This is a genomic window from Campylobacter coli LMG 9860 (genome assembly GCF_000254135.1).
Classification (GTDB): Bacteria; Campylobacterota; Campylobacteria; order Campylobacterales; family Campylobacteraceae; genus Campylobacter_D; species Campylobacter_D coli.
In genome coordinates, this window is record NZ_AINS01000094.1 from 1 (window position 1) to 255 (window position 255).

A 255-nucleotide genomic window follows, 5' to 3' on the forward strand; every position below is an offset into this window, starting at 1 on the left:
AAGTATTAAGCATTGTAGAGATTTTAGTAAAATACTCAGCAATAATTTTGAAAAAATACAAAGTGTATATTTGAGTTTAAATGAAAAAGAAGAATATTTAAATTTAGCTATTGAAAAAATAGATGAGTTTAAAAATAAACTTGAAGATATAAAACAAATGCAAGATTTATATGAAATTTTAAGTCCTTTGCTAATCCAATTTGAACTTAATCTTGCTAGAATTTATGTTTTAAATCCTAAAACCAAAGAAGATGC

The 255-nt window shown here is 22.0% G+C and carries 1 pseudogene; it reads left to right on the forward strand.

What is annotated here, in order from left to right:
* Window positions 1–255, forward strand: a pseudogene (locus tag CCO88_RS08995) (motility associated factor glycosyltransferase family protein); the annotation flags it as partial.